The sequence below is a fragment of the Rhizobium sp. NXC14 genome, assembly GCF_002117485.1.
In the GTDB taxonomy this organism is placed as follows: Bacteria; Pseudomonadota; Alphaproteobacteria; order Rhizobiales; family Rhizobiaceae; genus Rhizobium.
This window is the reverse complement of sequence record NZ_CP021030.1, coordinates 1457096-1474667: the sequence shown is the minus strand read 5'-3', so window position 1 is coordinate 1474667 and position 17572 is coordinate 1457096. Positions and strand designations below refer to the sequence as shown.

General features: G+C 62.2%; 8 protein-coding genes. 1 reads left to right on the top strand and 7 read right to left on the bottom strand.

All coding sequences use genetic code 11. From position 1 onward, the window contains the following. Nucleotides 1–36 precede the first annotated feature (36 nt). Complete coding sequence (locus NXC14_RS07200) at nt 37–930, top strand: alpha/beta hydrolase (RefSeq protein ID WP_085780024.1); 894 nt, start codon at nt 37–39, stop codon at nt 928–930. Nucleotides 931–1063: 133 nt separating this feature from the next. Here the strand turns inward: NXC14_RS07200 and NXC14_RS07195 are convergent, their stop codons facing one another. The 7 genes from NXC14_RS07195 to NXC14_RS07165 all read right to left on the bottom strand — a co-directional run bounded on the left by NXC14_RS07195 (nt 1064) and on the right by NXC14_RS07165 (nt 17523). Next, entirely contained in the window at nt 1064–2527 is a 1464-nt protein-coding gene (locus tag NXC14_RS07195; protein WP_085777585.1) for an HlyD family type I secretion periplasmic adaptor subunit, read from the bottom strand. After that, entirely contained in the window at nt 2524–4668 is a 2145-nt protein-coding gene (locus NXC14_RS07190) for a peptidase domain-containing ABC transporter (RefSeq protein ID WP_085777584.1), read from the bottom strand. The genes NXC14_RS07195 and NXC14_RS07190 overlap by 4 nt, the downstream gene beginning before the upstream one ends. A gap of 41 nt (nt 4669–4709) precedes the next feature. Beyond that, complete coding sequence (locus NXC14_RS07185; RefSeq protein ID WP_085777583.1) at nt 4710–5015, bottom strand: hypothetical protein; 306 nt, start codon at nt 5013–5015, stop codon at nt 4710–4712. A 73-nt stretch (nt 5016–5088) separates the two neighbouring features. Then, nucleotides 5089–6321 carry a GTP-binding protein gene (locus tag NXC14_RS07180; protein WP_085777582.1) on the bottom strand — a complete coding sequence of 411 codons (1233 nt, stop codon included), beginning with the start codon at nt 6319–6321 and terminating at the stop codon, nt 5089–5091. 48 nt (nt 6322–6369) lie between these two features. Further along, nucleotides 6370–10860, bottom strand: a complete 4491-nt coding sequence (locus tag NXC14_RS07175) for a DUF4082 domain-containing protein (RefSeq protein WP_085777581.1) — start codon at nt 10858–10860, stop codon at nt 6370–6372. 238 nt (nt 10861–11098) lie between these two features. After that, nucleotides 11099–12280 (bottom strand): GTP-binding protein, encoded by a 1182-nt coding sequence (locus tag NXC14_RS07170; protein ID WP_085780023.1) that lies wholly within the window; start codon nt 12278–12280, stop codon nt 11099–11101. A 101-nt stretch (nt 12281–12381) separates the two neighbouring features. Next, nucleotides 12382–17523: a DUF4082 domain-containing protein gene (locus tag NXC14_RS07165; RefSeq protein ID WP_085777580.1), complete on the bottom strand. Its 5142-nt coding sequence runs from the start codon at nt 17521–17523 to the stop codon at nt 12382–12384. Nucleotides 17524–17572 lie beyond the last annotated feature (49 nt).

Here is a 17572-nt window from a genome sequence, read left to right as displayed (position 1 = left end):
TACACCTTCCAGATCAGACAGGTCTCGAGGAATGCGATGCCGGACGTGGATGCAGGCAGTTTCCAGGAACGATTTTACCATTCTTCCGATGGGCTGACGCTTTATGCCCGCGACTACCGGCCCCCCGGGGCCGCAGCCGCCGAAAGGCTGCCGGTGATCTGCCTGCCCGGCCTGAGCCGCAATGCCCGGGACTTTCATCCGCTTGCGCTGCTTCTCAGCCGCGACAGAACTGGCCCGCGTAGAGTGATCGCCGTCGATTCGCGCGGGCGCGGAAATTCCGCATGGGATGAGAACAAGGCCAATTACAATCTCGCTGTCGAGACCGGCGACATCATTGCCGCCTGCACGGCATTCGGCATCGAGCGGGCGGTTTTCATCGGCACGTCGCGCGGCGGCCTGATCCTGCACTTGATCGCGGCGGCACGGCCGGATCTTCTCGAAGCCGTGGTCCTGAACGATATCGGACCGGCGATCGAGGCAGGAGGGCTGGCGCTCATTCGCGACTACCTCAACGGCAGGAAGCCGGCCGACTGGAAAGAGGCGGCCGATATATTGCAGGTGAATCATGGCGCCTCGTTTACTGCGCTTACGGGCGAGGACTGGCGCGAAATGGCGCTTGCGCTATATCGCGACGTCGGCGGAAGGCCGGTCGCCGACTTCGATCCGGCTATCGCCGAGGCACTGAGATCGATCGATTTCAGCCAGCCGCTGCCCGATCTGTGGGCACAATTCGAAAGCCTGAGCCGCTTTCCGCTGATGTTGATCCGCGGTGAAAATTCACCGCTGCTGTCGCAGGAAACAGTGAACGAAATGGCCCGACTGCATCCCGGATTGGTCCTTCATACCGCCGGAGGGCAAGGACATGCGCCCCTCCTCCATCTCGGCAATATCTCTGCAGCAATTCGCGCTTTTCTGGCCACTTGCCGGTAGGCTGTATCTGCAAACGGATGCGGCTTCCGCTGATACACAGACGCTTTTGGGGGCGGCCGCCTGGAGGCCTGGCGCCACCTCCATCCCCGGCGTGTGTAGGACGCCCCTCGCCCACACCTCGTCTGCGGCCCCCTCAGTTCGGTTCCCGGATGGCATCATCCAGGCCGCGCAGCAGCGGATAGAGGAAATAGGAGATCACCGTTCTGTTGCCCACCTTGATCTCTGTGGAGACGGTCATGCCCGGCAGCAGCCTGACCGGCACGTCCGAGACGTTCAGCCTCGTATCGGCAAGCAGGATGCGAGCCTTGAAGAAGGGCGCGGCCGGCTGGCCCGGGGTGGCGGTCTGTTCCTGCTGCTGGCCGGTCATGAACGTGTCCTGGCTGATGGTGCGAACCTCGCCCGACGCGGTGCCGTATTTCTGGAAGGGGTAGGCGTCCAGCTTGATGCGGGCCTCCTTACCCACCGCGATGCGGCCGATGTCGCGGGTGTTGATCGAGACTTCGGCTTCGAGCGGCACGTTGATCGGCACCAGTGTGACTATCGGTTCGGCTTCGCGTACCACGGAGCCGATGGAGCGCTGGGCGAGGTCGAGCACGACGGCGTCGGCAGGTGCTGTCAGCGACACCATGTTGCGGCGCAGCTCCATCTTCTTCAGCTCTTCATCCGCCATGTCGCGCTGGCCGCGCAGCTCGACCAGCTGTTCCATCGCGGCGCGGCGGAAATCCTCGATAAAGGCCTGCCGGTCGGCTTTCAGCTTGGCAAAGGTATGCGCGGCTTCGTCGGCCTTGCCGCGCACGGCCGTCAGATCGGACTCGACGTCGAGGCGGGCGTCGCGCGAGCCGAGCATGGTGATCAGCGAGCCGCTCTGCGTGTTAAAGAGCCGCTCGCGCGCGCCTTCGATCTGCGAGAGCGTGTCGCGTCGGTCGATGAGCACGGCTTCCTGGTTCTTGGCCGCGGCAAGCGCTGCCGACTGGCCGGCGATCTGCTGCTCGAAATTCTGCAGCTGCGCCGTGTAGAAGGCCCGCCGCTGGCCGAAGAGCTGCAACTGCAGCATCTCGTCGGGCGTCGATCCGGCCATCATCGTGTAGTCATCGCCGGCGAGTTCCGCCTCGATGCGCTTCACTTGGGCGTCGAGTGCGGAGAACTTCGCCTGCTGCTGGTCGACATCGGCCTGGCTGAAAGTGGCGTCGAGCGTTGCGAGCGTTTGTCCGGCACGCACCACCTCGCCGGCCTTCACATCGATCGTGCGGATGATCGAGGTTTCCAGCGGCTGGACGACGATGGTCGGTTGCGTGGTGACGAGTTTGCCGGGCGCAATCACCACCTCGTCGATCTCAGAGACGGACGCCCAGATGATGGTCGCAGCGATCAGCGCCGTCACGCAATAGAGCGTCATGCGCGCAATGCGCGGCGGAGCACGTTCCTCGAGCTCGACGGCATCGGACTGAAATTCCGCGATAACAGGCGGCAGCGGCGGGCGGGCGACGAGCAGCCCGGTCCTTCCGTCTGGCCCCTTATTCGAGGGGCCATGGTCCGAGGCGCCCTTGTCTGATGAAATTGGCAGGTTCTCGCTGGATTTTGTGACACGCGCGTTCATGCGACCTGCCTCATTTGCTGGGCCCACAGGTGGCGATAAGTCATGCAGCGCGACACCAGCTGGTCGTGCCGGCCGATATCGGCGACCTTGCCCCGATCGATGACGAGAATGGCATCGGCATCCACAAGCGTCGAAAGCCGGTGCGACACGATGACGACGGTGCGCCCGGCGGCGATCCGGCTCAGATTTTCGCGGATGATCGCCTCGCTGTCTGGGTCAAGCGCGCTCGTCGCCTCGTCGAAGATCAGGAGCTTCGGATCGGTGATCAGCGCGCGCGCAATGGCAAGCCGCTGCCTTTGGCCGCCGGAGAGGTTGGCGGCGTTTTCTTCCAGCATCGTGTCGAAGCCGCGCGGCAGGCGCTCGATGAATTCCTCCGCGCCGGCGACGCGGGCGACCTCCATGATTTCCTCGATGCTGGCATCGGGTTTGGCGGCAGCGATATTGTCGCGCACCGTGCCGCGGAAGAGGAAATTATCCTGCAGCACGACGCCGATGCTGGTTCTCAGATGCACGAGATCGATTTCGCGGCTGTCGTAGCCATCCATGCGCACCAGCCCCTCCTGGCTCTGATAGAGGCCCTGGATGAGTCGGGTGATCGTCGTCTTGCCCGAGCCGCTCTTGCCGACGACGCCGAAGACGCAGCCCGCCGGAATGGCGAAGGACACATTGTCGAGCGCAGGCGCCGCATCGGGAGCATAGCGGAAGGTGACCCTGTCGAATTCGATGCGGCCATGCAGATGCGGCCGCACACCTCGGCCGCGTCCGGCCTGTTCCGGCCGCTGGTTCATGATCTCGCCGAGCATGCGCACGGAAAGCGCCACTTCCTGATATTCATGCACCATGGTGACGATCTGCACCAGCGGCCCCGAGACGCGGCCGGCCAGCATGTTGAAGGCGACCAGCGCGCCGATCGTCATGGAACCGCTGAAGACATCGAGCGCGCCGAGCCCGATGATCGCCACGCTCATCAGCTTTTCCAGAAGCCCGGTCAGCGACTGGGCGATGGTGGAGATTTTTTCGACCCGGAAGCGCACCGAGATCGACTGCGCCGAATAATCGTCCCACACCTTGCGCTGTCGCGGCTCCAGCGCCAGTGATTTCACCGTGCGCATGCCGTGCACGGTTTCGACAAGCAGGGCCTGCCGGTCGCCTTCGGCCTGATAGAGGGCCTGCAGGCGACGCTGGAACGGCCCGACGAGCATCATCACCACAAGCCCGACGAGCGCCGCAAAACCCAGCACCACGAGGGTCAGCTTGACGCTGTAGAGAAGCAGGATCGGCACGAAGACGAAGAGCGAAACACCGTCGAGAAGCGTCAGGAACAGCCGGCCGGTCAGGAATTCGCGGATGCGCCCCGTCTGCTGCATATGCTTGACGAGAACACCGGCCGAGGCCTGTTCGAAGAGCGCGATCGGCAGGTTGAGCAGATGGCCGAAGGTGCGCGTCGCCACCCGGATGTCGATCCTGTTGGTGGCGTAGAGCAGCAGATAGCGGCGCAGGAAGCTGAAGGTCGCGTCGAAGACGAGCGCCACCGCGATACCGACGGTCAGGACCGTCAATGTCGCGTAGCTCTGATGCACGAGCACCTTGTCGATGACGAGCTGGAAGAACATCGGCGTCGTCAAACCCAGTCCGTACAGCACGAAGGCTGCGAGCGCCACATCGCGGAAGAAGCTGCGCTGCCGGATAATTTCGGGGATGAACCAGCGGAAGCCGAAGGGCCGGTCCTCATCCGACATGCGGTAGTTGCGCTTCAGCAGAACCACCGATCCGAGCCAGGCCTTGGCGAATTGCTCCTCGCTCAGCAGCATGACTTCAGGGCGCGTGGCGAGCGGGTCGAGAACGCGGATCCGCTCATCCTCACCCTCCCCGAGAGCGCCAGCGATGACCACCCAGTTGCCGTTCGAAAGTTCGGCAAGCACCGGGAAAGCCTCGCCGAGTTGGAACAGGCTTCGCCAGTCGAGGGCCAGATGCCTGGCCCTCAGACCGGCATCCTTCGCCATTCTGAGCATTTGCCGCACCGCCACCGGATCGTTGCCGACGCAATAATCGTGCTGCAATCGCTCAGGAGAAAGGTCGACGCCGTGGTGACGCGCGACGAGCGCAAGACAATGCAGGTTGGTATGCAGAAAACCACTCATGGCCCACCCGAAACATTACGAGACCGAGGCTGTCCCTGTTGTCAGTTGAAATTCGGCGAGGCGTTTGAAGCGCCCTGCACCGATTGGATATCGGTGGCGGCTGCAGCCGACACGTCACCGATGCGACGGACCGCGCCCGCCTCGACCAAGCCGCCAAGCGCCTTCTGCATGAGATCAACCGCATTGGCGAAGGCGTCGACAGGCATGATGATGCGCTGGCGGAAAACCGGCTTCGGATTGTTGTTGGCGTCCCGATCGGTGGCCGAGAGCGACATCAGGTCGATGCGCACGATCGTTCCTGTGACGGTGATTTCGCCTATACCGTCTGCATAAAGTTCGCTGCTCATTGTTCTCTCCTCTGGTTGATAATCAAAACCTGTTCACCTTTGAGTCGACGCATCGGATTATCCGAAAACCGCTTCACATTTTTCCGTTCGATGCGTGCGTATCGTGCCGCCATGGCGGAAACGGATCGCGAAGACCGACGGCGGTCTGAGGATCGAAACCCGTCTCCTCGCCGGTCAAGCAATCGTCGAGCGCGATGCGGATGGCGCCCTCGTCGAAGCCGGAGCCGATGAAGACCAGCTCCTGGCGGCGGTCGCCCCAGACATCGTCCCAATGCCGGTCGAGTAACTGGCGGAATTGCGGATGGCGCGGCCAGTGCGCCCGCGGCACCGAGGCCCACCAGAACCCTCTGGTATCGATGCGGCATTGCGTACCGGCAATCGACAGCAGACCGATCTCGTCCGGCCGGGTCGCCAGCCAGAAATGGCCTTTCGCCCTGATGACGCCGGGCAATGGCTGCTTGAGCATGCGGCCCAGCCGCGCCGGATCGAAGGGCCGGCGGCTGCGATAGACGAAGCTTGTTATGCCGTATTCCTCGGTCTCCGGCACATGATCGTCCCAGCCGAAGAGCTCCTTGTGCCAGAGCGGATGGCGGGCGGCCTTGGCTTCGCTGAAAAGGGCGGTATCCAGGATCGTGCCAAGCGGCACCTGGCCGAACACCGTCTCGATGACGCGGGCATCCGGATTGAGTGCCGCGACGACCCGGCGAACCTCGGCAAGGTCGGCGCAGGGCACGTCGCCCGCCTTGTTGATGATGACGACATCGGAAAATTCGATCTGCTCGACAAGCAGTTCCACCAGCTTGCGCTTATCGTCCCCGTCACGCCTTTCGCCGCGATCGGCCAGGAACTCGTCGCTGCGGTAATCGGCAAGCAGATTGACCGCGTCGACGACGCAGACCATGGTGTCGAGCCTTGCCACGTCGCAAAGGGCAGCTCCACTCTCGTCGCGGAAGGAGAATGTCGCTGCTACCGGCAGAGGCTCGGCGATCCCCGTGCCCTCGATCAGCAGATAGTCGAAACGGCCGGCGGCCGCCAGCCGCCGCACCTCGCTGAGGAGATCTTCGCGGAGCGTGCAGCAGATGCATCCATTGGTGAGCTCTACCAGCGTCTCATCGGTGCGCAGAAGGTCTGCACCTCCCTCGCGCACGAGATCCGCATCAATGTTAACCTCGCTCATATCGTTGACAATGACCGCAACCCGACGGCCCTCCCGATTACTCAGGACATGATTGAGGACAGTCGTCTTCCCTGCGCCGAGAAACCCCGCGAGAACCGTAACCGGCAATCTGTTGTCTGCACGCATCATCGATACTCTCACTCTTTACTCGATGGTCGGCTTGCATCCTTGTGGGCGTTACGCCGCGAGCTGCAGTTTGAACGCCACGTCCACATAGTAGTTTGTGCTGTTGTAACTGCTGGTCGGGAACAACCCGCTCGATCCATAGGCATAGAGGCCATTGTCGCCGCTGAACGCCCTGAGGTCGCCGCTGGTCTTCTCAGTGCTGAAATAATTGCCCGTCGCCGAGTAATTGCCGTTTGTGCTGTAGGAAACGACGTAGGCCGTATCCGCTGCGACCGCGACCTGCTGGGTGAGCGTGGCAGTCTGCCAGCCGCTTGCCGTTTCGTTGCTGAAGGTGACGGTTGCAAGCAGCGTGCCCGAGGCGGTCCAGAGATAACCGTTATGCGGGCCGGTATTGTCGGCGCCCTTATAGAAGCGGATCCCTGTGACCCAGCCGGCCGTGTCCGCCTGAAATTTCATGCCGAGATTGACCGGGTGATTGTCGTTCACCGAGACGACTGCAGGCGTTTCATTGGCGCTGAAGAGGTTCTGCTCGCTCCCCTGGGCGTTGACGGTAAGCCCAACCTGGGCGGATGCCGTGCCGCCCTGACCGTCGGCGATGGAATAGCTGAAGCTCGCCGGCCCGGTATATCCTGCCGTCGGCGTGAAGGTGACGGTCTGCGTCTGGTTCTCGTAGGACACCGAACCGTTGACCGCGCCGCTGACGCCGGTGATGACAAGCGGGTTGCCATCCGCATCGCTGTCATTTGCGAGCAGATTTGCGGCGGCGATCGACAGAGCCGTATTGGTATAAGTCGTATAGCCGTTGTCATTGGCGGCGACCGGCACCGCATTGCCCGTCGATTGATTGAAGACGACGTCAACCCAGTAATTCGTTGACTGATAGCTTGACGTCGGGAAGATCGAGCTTGATCCGACCGAGTAGACGCCATTGCTGCCTGCAAGCGCCGTCAGCGAGCCATTGGTATGTGCCGTGTTGAAATAATTCGACGTCGCCACATAGGTGCCGGTCGTGTGGTATGAGGCGACATAGGTCGCACCCGCGGTGATCTGCAGCGGCGTGGCGAAGTTCGCGGTCTGCCAGCCGGAGAGCGACTCGTTGGTGAAGGTGACCGTTGCGACGAGCGTGCCGTCGGCTCTCCAAATGGAGCCGGTATGCAGGCTGGTATCGCCGGCAGCCTTGTAATAGCGGATGCCCGAGATCGTGCCGGTCGAGGAAGCGACGAACTTCATGCCGAGTTCCAACGCCGTATTGTCGTTGAAGCTGCCGCCGGTCGGTCCCTCACTTGCCGTAAACAGTGTCTCGCCAGCCGAACCCGTCTGGACGGTCAGGCTGACATTGCCTTGATCCGTGCCGCCGCGCCCGTCAGACAGCGTATAGCTGAAGCTCGCCGGTCCTGAATAATCGTTGGCCGGCCTGAAGGTGATGGCGCCGGTCTGCTTGTTGAGAGCGACCGTGCCATTGACGGCATTGCCGACGGCCGTGATGGTCATCGCATCGCCATTGGGATCGGTATCGTTTGCCAGGAGCGAGGCAATGGAGATAACAAGCGTTGCGTTGTGGCCGGTGATCAGCCCGCTGTCGTCGGTCGCGACCGGCTGGCTGTTGGGGCCGGCATCGAAGACCACGTCCACCCAGTAATTGCTGCCTCCGGGGTTCTGGCCGGGGAATGTGCTGGGCGTAGTGCCGTAGGCGAAGACGCCGCCGCCATCGACGGCCTTCAGCTGGCCGCTGGCATAGGGCTCGTTGAAATAGTTCTGGGTGAGCGAGTAGTAGCCATTGCTGTGATAGGAGGCCACATAGGTCGTGCCGGCCGCGATCTGGATCGGGCTGGAGAACATCACCGTCTGCCATCCTGAGAGCGATTCCCCTGTCGCTACGCCGGTCGCCAGCAGCGTTCCGGTGCTGCTCCAGAGGCTGACGACGTGTTCGCCGATGTTATAGAAGCCCTTGTAGAAGCGGATGCCCTCCACCGAGCCTGCCGTCGTCGCTTGGAAGCGCAGGCCGAGCTCGACTGAATCGCGATCGACCGCTACTTCGGTCGCGGGCTTTTCCGCCAGCGTCCACAGGCCCTGCGTGCCCGGCAGCGTGACGGTGACCTGCTTGCCGGCCGATGGCGCCTCCAGATTGACGCTGTCGTCGACGGCGCGTGACAGGATCGTATAGGTGCCGCTCGCCTGGACGACCCAGTTATAGCTCCAGTTCTCGCGGCCCGTGGCCTTGAACCAGTGCTGGCCGCCATCGGTGGAGACCTCGACGCCGGCAATGATGCCGCCGCCGAAATCCTGCGCCGTTCCTGATATCGTCACATGCTGCCCTTCGAGGAAGCTTGCGCCGACGATGGGCGAGGTAATCGACGAGGTGGGCTTCAGCGTGTCGCTCGATTGGGTCGCGAGGATCAGGCTCGCATCGAGCGTCGTCGGCTGGATGCCCATGTCCGCGAACATGTTGACCATCGCCTGCTGCACGTTGCGATCGGTTGACGTTGCCGGCCCCTGATGCTGATCGTTCAGCCCCCAGGACCAGAAGACGGTGCCGGCGCCGAAGACGAGCGCGCCGCTTGCCGCCCGGTACATGGTCAGGCTGTGGGTCGCCACCGCATCGCCGACCGTCGAACCGTAATCGCGCAGATAAGTGTTGACCGCCACCGAGGAGAGCGACAGGTTGATCAGTCCAGCTGGACGGAATCCGTTTTCGACATCCGAATCCCATTCGTAACCAAGCAGGTTCTGCACCAGATTGTAAGTCTCGCCCGGCTGCAGCTCTGCCACATCGGTATTGCGCCAGAAACGAAGGTTCGAATAGTCGTAGGGGATGGAGATCGTATCCTGGCGGTAGCCGTCCACCTGAAACATCGTCCCCGTCAGCGAATTTTCCGGCTCCTGCCCCGGATCGGCGTAACGCGGATCGCGCCAGGTTCCGGTGCCGATATTGCTCGGGTCCGTGCCCGTGCCGTAGGTCTCCTTGTAGCAGACCATGGTGCGGTAGGCTTGGCCGCTGCCATCGATGCTGCTTTCCCAGCGAACCTTCCAATAGACTTCGTTGCCGCTCCAGAAGGCGAGGTTCACGCCGGCATCGCGCGCGGCCTCCACATTGGTGCGCTGCTCGGCCGACCAGTATTCGTCATGTCCGACCGACAGGAAGGCATCATGGTTCAGCAGCAGGCTACCGCTACGCGTCGCATCGACACCGGAAATATAGGAGACGTCGTAACCGTTCTGCTCCAGCCACTGGATGGCTGAATGCTCGACGCCAAAAATGAAGTCGTGCGAGCCGCCGACTGGGCTCGTATTGGTGATGATCGGCCTGTTGTAGCTGATCGCCGAGGCGCGACCGATTGCGGTCAGGCCGCAGCTGCAGTTCGGCGGCAAGTAGCCGATCATGTCAGCGGGATCGACGGGGACATCGCCGTAATAGAGGCTGGCGCCGCCCCAGGCATTATAGGCCTGCCACGTCGTGTCCGAGGTCTGGAAAACGATATTGCTGTGCGAGGAGTCGTCGCGCACGACGAAGGGGATGATGCTGGCATCCTCGGTGCCGTCCTCACGCACCAGCTTGGCGAAATAGACCCCGGAGACGGCATCGGTCGGAATCTGCCAGCTCGCCGAGACCGACCAGTTGCCGCAGTCGATGAGACCGAACGACATGTCGACGATCGGATGCGGCTGGATCTGCGCCGTGGTCAGCTGCTGCTCGATCGAGTCGACCTTGCGCGCGCCGGCCCCGCCGTAATAACCCATCCGGTAGATATCGATGCGGTAATGCGTGGAATCGGTGGCGATCTTGAAATCGACCGTCTGGCCGATATTCGTACTGATTTCAGTTGCGAAGCCCTGGATGGTGCCCTTGCCATCGCCCTCCAGGCCCCACTCGCTGATCGGGCTGCCCTGTTTCAGGTTTTCCAGTGCGATCTTGTTGAGCGTGACCGCAGCCGGAGCCGCCGCTGGTGCGGCCAGCGCTGAGACCGCGGTCGTATCGGCGGAAGCGTCCTGGCTCGGCTCCACCGTGAGGGATGCTATCGAGGCCTGAAGGCGCAACGAAGCCGTGTCGAGAGTGCTTGAAGAAGTGACCGGCGCCGTCGCCGTGGCGCTTCCGGTGCCGGCATCGCTGGTAATACCCGTCAATGCGGGGGCGGCAGGCAGTGTAGCAGCCTCTTCGTAGGGATCTGGGGCAAGTACGGTGTCTTGCGATGCCGAGGAGGTCGTGTCGAAGATCGTCGCAGCCGACGCCGTCTTCGTGGACGTGTCCTGCGCGCCGCCATCGGCGGCAGGCGGCGACATCGGCCTCGACGATGCAGGCGACGACTGCATGTCGCCTGATGATATCAAGGAAGATGTAACCGTGCCGGTGAGATAGGATTGAACGGTTGCGCTGCCGTGATTGGCAAAGTCGGAAGAACCCTGAGTGCTCGAAGACACGACGGTCGGAGTTCCAAGCAGCGCGGCCCAGGCCGAGGTTGCGTGACTGATGCACGGCGTGCCGCCGGCAGCAGTCAAGTATTTGCGATTCCTCACATGAAATCTCACCAAGAGCGGCGTCCCCATTCCCGTCGACCAGCATTGAATAGCTTCATCCTGCCAGCTTTCGGAGCGGAACGTACGACAGCAATCTTGGGTATGTTGGTGGTACTCCATACGCCGATATGATGATCCTCACCGCATATCCGGTTCTGGACCCGTCTGGTGCTCCCGCTAAGCGGCGGACGCTGTGTAAGAGAAAGCTGGTCGGTCTTGTGTTGCCGGTCCGGCTGGTCGAGCCGGCAAACTCCGGCGCCGCCCCGTGCTACCAGGCCGGAAAGGGATCTTCGAGAGCCGACCAGTCCCGCGGATCCGAGCTGGCCAGGCAGTCGTCCAACGCGCTGCGGACGCCTGTCTCGTCCATGTCAACACCAATGAACACGAGTTCCTGCCGACGATCGCCCCAAGCGCTGTCCCATCGGCGCTCGATATGCTGGCGAAACTGGTGGTGGCTCGGCCAGTCCTGCCGGGGAACGGCCGCCCACCAGAGCCCCATTGGTTCACAGCGTCGTTGCGCTCCGGCCGCCGACATCAGACCCACGTGACGCGGGCGCGTGGCCAGCCAGAAATGACCTTTGGCGCGGATGACCCCTGGCCAGGGCTCGTCCAGGAATGCCCGAAACCGTGTCGGGTCGAAGGGACGCCTCGTGCGATAGACAAAGCTCGATACCCCATATTCCTCCGTCTCCGGAACATGAGCACCCGGGCTGTACAGTTCCTTGTGCCATAACGGGTGAGCGGCGGCCTTTGCTTCGTCGAAGAGGCCCGTACTGAGAATGCTTGCAAGAGAAACCTTGCCGAAGTCCGTCTCCACCTGGTGCGCATCCGGGTTGAGCGCAGCCACCGTTTTGCGAATTTCTGCGCGGATTTCCTCGGTCGCGTCCGAGATCTTGTTGATCACGACAACGTCGGCAAACTCGATCTGGTCCACCAAGAGGTCGATGAGTGTCCGCCGGTCCTCGCCGTCCCGCTGCATGCCGCGATCGCGAAGCAGATCGGCGCTGCTGTAATCAGCCAAGAGGCTGGCGGCGTCCACGACAGTCACCATCGTGTCAAGTTTGGCAAAATCGGAGAGCGAAACACCATTCTCGTCGCGGAAGGAAAAGGTGGCAGCGATGGGGCGCGGCTCGGCAATGCCGGTTCCCTCTATCAGCAGATAGTCGTACCGCCCCTCTTCGGCCAGTTGCCGCACTTCCGTCAGGAGGTCATCGCGCAGGGTACAGCATATGCAGCCATTGCTGAGTTCAACCAATGCCTCCGTCGTATGCGACAGGTTGCAGCCGCCGTCTCGAATGAGACTGGCGTCTATATTCACTTCACTCATATCGTTGACGATGACGGCTACCCTGAGGCCCTGACGATTGGTCAGCACGTGGCTGAGAAGCGTCGTCTTGCCGGCGCCGAGAAAGCCGGCGAGCACTGTCACCGGGAGCCGGCCCTTGTTCATCGCTGTCGCTTGAGTGGGAGCGGAGGCCGCGTCCCTCTCTGCGATCCGCATTTGCGTCATGTCATCCTCATTTGAAACCGATCCTACTCTTATCCTTTGCATCACGCGACCAGTTGCGGCCGGAAGACGACGTCGGCGTAGTAATTGGTTGAATTGTAGCTGTTGGTCGGGAAAAGACCTGCGGTGGCGGAACCGCCATAGGCATAGACGCCATTGCCGCTGGCCGGCGCCGTCAACGGACCGTTGCTGACAGCGGCCGTAAAGAAATTGCTGGTCGCCACGTAAGCGCCTGTCGTGTGATAGGAGGCGACATAGGTGGTATTGGCGGCGATGGTGACTGGGTTTGTGAAGTTCACCGTCTGCCAGCCGCTCGCGGTGGTGGTGGTGAAGGTGGCGGTGGCAAGCTTGGTGCCTGTCGCGGTCCAAAGGTCGACGACATTCTGGCCGTTGTCATTGGCGCTGCGATAGAACCTGATACCGGTGACATCTCCGGCAACGTTCGACGTGAACCTGACGCCAAGTTCGAGCTGCTGACCATCGTTGAAGGTGCGGCTCGGCGTGCTGGAGGCAGAGAACAGGCTGTAGCTCGTCGGCGCCGTCGACACGGCGATATTGAAGGTCTCGTTGGCGGCAAGGCTGCCGAGATCGGTTGCCGTCACCTTGATGCCGTAAGTGCCAGTTGTCGTCGGCGTGCCGGAGAAAGTGCGTGTCGAGGCGTTGAAGCTCAGCCAGGAAGGCAGCGCCGTGCCATCGGCGGACGTTGCCGCATAAGCGAGCGTGTCGCCGCTGTCGACATCGGTGAAGGTGGTCGTCGGCAGCGTGAAGGAGAAGGCAGAGCCGACGGTGGCGTTCTGGGTCGTCGTCTGGACGGCCAGCACCGGCGCATCGTTAGCGCCATGGATGGTGATCGTCAGGTTCGCCGTGGCCGTGGCGCCAGCGCTGTCGCGCATCGTGTAGCTGAAGACATCGCTCAGCGTGTTGGTCGACTGTCGCAGCGCCTGGACGGTCGCATTGTTCTCGTTGACCGCATAGCTATAGGCACCCGATGCATTGAGCACGAGACTGCCATAGGTGCCGTTCAGCGCCGAGCCGAGCGTGCCTGACGTCGTCCCGAAACGGACTGCCGTGACGGTCTTGGTGTCACCGGTATCCGGATCGGTGTCGTTGGTCAGCACGTTGCCGCTCGCAACCACGCCGCCCGAACCATTGGCCACACCACCCTTCTCGGTCGCATCCCCCGTATCGGCAACCGCCGTCGGCGTCGCATTGCCTGATGTCGACACGGCGATATTGAAGGTCTCGTTGGCGGCAAGGCTGCCGAGATCGGTTGCCGTCACCTTGATGCCGTAAGTGCCAGTTGTCGTCGGCGTGCCGGAGAAAGTGCGTGTCGAGGCGTTGAAGCTCAGCCAGGAAGGCAGCGCCGTGCCATCGGCGGACGTTGCCGCATAAGCGAGCGTGTCGCCGCTGTCGACATCGGTGAAGGTGGTCGTCGGCAGCGTGAAGGAGAAGGCAGAGCCGACGGTGGCGTTCTGGGTCGTCGTCTGGACGGCCAGCACCGGCGCATCGTTAGCGCCATGGATGGTGATCGTCAGGTTCGCCGTGGCCGTGGCGCCAGCGCTGTCGCGCATCGTGTAGCTGAAGACATCGCTCAGCGTGTTGGTCGACTGTCGCAGCGCCTGGACGGTCGCATTGTTCTCGTTGACCGCATAGCTATAGGCACCCGATGCATTGAGCACGAGACTGCCATAGGTGCCGTTCAGCGCCGAGCCGAGCGTGCCTGACGTCGTCCCGAAACGGACTGCCGTGACGGTCTTGGTGTCACCGGTATCCGGATCGGTGTCGTTGGTCAGCACGTTGCCGCTCGCAACCACGCCGCCCGAACCATTGGCCACACCACCCTTCTCGGTCGCATCCCCCGTATCGGCAACCGCCGTCGGCGTCGCATTCGAGCTCGGCGTCGTAAACATCACATCGACCCAATAGTTCGTCGACTGGAAGGTGCTCGTGGGGAATAGGCTGTTGCTGCCATAGGCATAGACGCCGTTGCCGCTGGCCGGCGCCGTGAGCGGACCGCTGGTTACATTTGAGGTGAAGTAGCCGGTCGTCGACGAATAGTGACCGGTATTGGTATGGTAAGATGCAGTGTAGGTTTGTCCGACCGTCAGCGATACCGGACTGGTGAAATAGGCGGTCTGCCAGCCGCTGGCAGTCTCGTTCGTGAAGGTGAGGGTCGCAATCCGCGTGCCGGTACTCGACCACAGTGAACCGGTATGCGTGCCGGTATCCTGACTGCCCTTATAAAAACGAATGCCGGTGACAGTACCTGCCACAGACGTCTGGAATTTGAAGCCGAGTTCAACCGCCGAGGTATCGTTGGTGTTGACGACCGCTGGCGTCCCCGAACCGAAGAGAGAGGTGTAACTCGGCCCGCTGACGGTGACCGTTCGTCCCGCAGAGGGCGTTTCCAGATTGACGTTATCATCGACTGCGCGAGACCGGATGGTATAGGTGCCCGCGGTTTGCGGCTGCCAGGTATAAGTCCAGTTCTCATCGCCCGTCGCCGGATGCCAGCTCGCCCCATTGTCGGTCGAAACCTCGACCGCGGCGATGACCCCGCCTCCGGTATCGGCAGCGGTGCCGGTAATCGTCACGGTGGATCCAACGGTCGCCGTGGCGGGCACCGTGATGACCGATGTCGGCGCAGTGTGGTCCAACGAAGCGGTCGCGGCGGTGAGCCCGGACTGTAGCGTTCCAGGCTGAATGCCCATGTCAGCAAGCAAATTGACCATTGCCTGCTGTACGCGCGAGTCCGTCCGGGTCGCCGTGAGGTCGTGATTGTCGCTGAGACCCCATGTCCAGTAGACCGTGCCGGCGCCGAACACCAGCGCGCCGCTGGGCGCGCGATAGAGCGTCAGATTGTGGGTCGCCGTCGCATTGCCGGTCGTGTTTCCGTAATCGAGCAAATAGCTGCTGACCGGAAGCGTCGTCGACGACAGCTTCACCAGGCCAGCCGGATCGAAGCCGTTATCGGGTGCTTCGTCCCACTCGTAACCGAGATAGTTTTTGGTGAGCGTTGCCGTCTGCCCGGGCTGAAGATTGGCAACGCTCGTATTGCGCCAGAAGCGAAGGTTGGCATCATCATAGCCAACGGTGATCGCACCGAGGTTGCTGCCGACATCGTCGACCTTGAACAGCTGGCCGGTCAGCGAATTCTCCGGATTGCCGCCGCCGATGGCAGGTGGGCTGAAGCGTGGGTCGCGGAAGGTGCCTGTCCATTGGTCGGAAGGATCGATATCGCCGCCCGCCCATGTCTCCTTGTAGGTGATCAGGGTGCGGTAGGGCGTGCCGTCGGCGCTATAGGCATTGCCCCAGCGAGTGCGCCAATAGACTTCGTTGCCGCTCCAGAACATCAGGTTGACGCCCGCATCGCGCGCGGCCTCGACATTGGTTCTCTGCTGCCCCGACCAATATTCGTCATGCCCGGCATCGACATAAGTCTTGTGATTGAGCAGCAGGCTGCCATAGCGATCGGCGTCGACACCCGACAGATAGGAGACGTCATAGCCGTTCTGTTCCAGCCAGTAGATGCCCGCATATTCAGCACCGAACAGATAGTCCTGGGGACCGGCGTAAGTGCCGACCCCGCCGCGCGTCGCGATCGGCCTGTTGTAGCTGACCGCATAGGCGCGACCGGCACCCTGCCCTGTCGCTGGACCGTTGCCGCCATAGAGGTTTGCGCCACCCCAACCATTGTAAGCTTGCCAGGTCTCATCCGCGGTCTGGAAGACAACGTCGCTGTGGCTGTCGTCGTCGCGCACGATGAACGGGATGTGATTTTCGCCGGAGGTGCCATCCTGACGGACGAGCTTGGCGATATAGACGCCTGAAACGGCATCATCCGGTACGGTCCAGGACGCCGAGACGGCCCAGTTACCGGCGTCCACCGTGCCGGTCGTCGCATTGCGCAACGGACTAGGTTGGGTCTGCAATCCGGTGTGCTGCATCGTCGCGACCTTGCGCGCCCCCATGCCGCCATAATAGCCGAGGCGATAGATATCGATCCGGTAGTTGGTAGAATTGGTATTGATCTTGAAGCTGATCGTCTTTCCATTATCGACGCTGATATCGGTCGCGAACCCTTCGATGTTGGAGCTGCCGGCACCGTCGATGCCCCACTCGCTCTCTGGATTGCCCTGCTTCTGGTTTTCTAGCACGATGGCGTTGCTGGCCACCGCCGCAGCCGCCAGGCCCTGCGTTGTCGATGACCCCTGCGTAGAAGGCTTAGGTGGCTTCGTCACAGAGCCGGACAGGATACCGATATCCTTGGACTTTGTTCCCGTTCCCGTCTCTCCCCCGCCTGGCAGGGTTCCATTGGTGAGCGCCGCGTCCGACCATGTTGCAGTGCCGGTCCAGCCCGAGAGTGGGGACACGTCACGATCGAGAAGCGGATCGCTGACCGAGGCGCCGATGGCCTGCTTGATCGTCGCCACATAGTCCGGCCCTTCGATCAGCCTGGTCCCCGGCAATTGACCGTCCTGTTGAAGCAGGGCGCCGCCATGAGCCCAATCGAGAATCCGCGTGGGGGAGGTAAAGTAGCCGCACCCGCACACGCCAAAGGGCATGCCGAAGGCCAGCGAATTCGCGCCGGCGTCGTGCGCAGTCGCCTGCCCTGACGGACTCGATTCGAGAATGACGACCTTGCCCGAATGAGCACGCCCGGCCGCCACCTTAGGAGCACCATGCCCCGAAGCTGTCGGTGCGGGGCTTTGCGGCAGATAGGGAGCCAGAGGATCGTCGCCCATGGAGCTCATTGCGGTATCGGTGCGCTGAAGGGACGATGCGGCCCCGAACGCAACTCCATCCGCGTGCCACTGGAACCGTGCAAAATCCGGCTTAAGCGCCGACAGCGCGGCCACATCGCCGCTTCGAATTCCCATTTCGCCAGGCGTTGCGAAAGTGTCAGGCAACGGCCGCTCTTCGAGGCTGTTGACCGCGTCGCCGTTCACGCGCTCTCTCTGCCCGCCATCATGCTCGTTGAGGGCCGCATCCTTATAGGGATCGTCGACAAGAATGCCCTGCTTGTGTCCCTCGGCGGTTTGCACAGATGCCGCTAGTTGAGCACTATCCTTATGCTTTTCGGCAGGTTTGCGCGATCTTTCTTTTCCGCCGACGGTCAACCATCGGGGCACCAAGGAATCCACGAGAAGTGAGTGCGAAATCCACCGGCGAGCGTTGCGATACATGGCGGGTACCTCTCGCTATATTAATCGGGATCAAATCTATGAGGATCGT